This is a genomic window from Clostridium sp. AF32-12BH, from assembly GCF_003477935.1.
Taxonomy (GTDB): domain Bacteria; phylum Bacillota; class Clostridia; order Lachnospirales; family Lachnospiraceae; genus Brotaphodocola.
The window spans coordinates 9,565-10,823 of sequence record NZ_QUEH01000030.1; the positions used below are offsets into that span (position 1 = coordinate 9,565).

The window sequence follows — 1,259 nt, forward strand, 5'->3', positions numbered from 1 at the left end:
CACGACAAACGCATGAGTAAATAAATTGTGAACACGCTCCTTTTCTGATAAAATTAAAAGAAAAGGGGCGTTGATACATGCAGGAATTATTAGATTGGCTGGAATACATAAAAGATGATCGTCAGCAAAGGAAAGTTCGTCATACATTAAAGGACATTCTTGTTATTGTGTTGTTTGCAACATTAGCAAATGCAGATGACTGGGTAGAAATGGCATTATTTGCAGAAAATTATCAGGATTATCTTCGCAAATATATAGAGTTAAAAAACGGAATACCATCTCATGATACAATAAGACGCGTAATGGGAATGATATCACCAGAAATCCTGCAGCAGCTCTATGGAAAATGGCAGGATCGTTTAAATCAGGACGATGGGGAACTGTTGAAGAAGATCATCTGTATCGATGGAAAAACCATGCGTTCCAATAAAAGAGGAGATGGGAAGGCGGCCCACATTGTATCAGCATGGAGTAAGGAGGATGGTTTTTGCCTTGGTCAAAAAGCAGTTGAAGAAAAAAGCAATGAGATCGTAGCGATCCCGGAATTGCTGGACAAGATCCAGATAAAAGGCCAGATCGTAACAATCGATGCAATGGGAACGCAGACTGCAATAGCGGAGAAAATAAAGAAAAAACGGGCAGACTATGTGCTGGCATTGAAGAGAAATCAAAACAGTCTGTATGAAGATGTACAAGAATACTTTTCAGACGAAGAGTTCCAAAAAGAGATCCGTGAAAGAGGTAATTACAAAAAAACCCAGGAAAAAGCACATGGTCAGATCGAGATAAGGGAGTATTATCAGACAGAGGATATAAAGTGGTTAAGCCAAAAAAAGAAGTGGAAAGGACTGTCCAGCATCATAATGGAAAAGAAAACCCTGAAGAAGGAAGGCAATACAGCCATAGAGTATCGTTATTTCATTAGCAGTTTGAGGGCAGATATCGAACAGGTCAGCCGTGCAGTTAGAGGACACTGGAGTATAGAAAGCATGCACTGGTATCTGGATGTAACCTTCCGGGAAGATGCGAACACAACAATAGATAAGCTGGCAGCACAAAATTTGAATATCATAAGGAAATGGAGCCTGAGTATTTTGAAACCGGCACAGATGACAAGGCATAAGCTGTCGATGAGAAAGAAAAGGTTTGTAGTTAGTTTGCACCCGATTCAATATCTGGAAGAACTTTTAGAAGCTTAAAAAAATGAAATATAGTAAAAAAAGAATTGACAGGGGATAATCATTCATGCGTTTGTCGTG

At 39.3% G+C, this 1,259-nt stretch carries 1 protein-coding gene; it reads left to right on the forward strand.

The window, feature by feature from the left end; translation table 11 throughout:
* Positions 1 to 77: 77 nt before the first annotated feature.
* Positions 78 to 1,199 carry an ISAs1 family transposase gene (locus DWZ40_RS18720; protein ID WP_118544321.1) on the forward strand — a complete coding sequence of 374 codons (1,122 nt, stop codon included), beginning with the start codon at positions 78 to 80 and terminating at the stop codon, positions 1,197 to 1,199.
* Positions 1,200 to 1,259 lie beyond the last annotated feature (60 nt).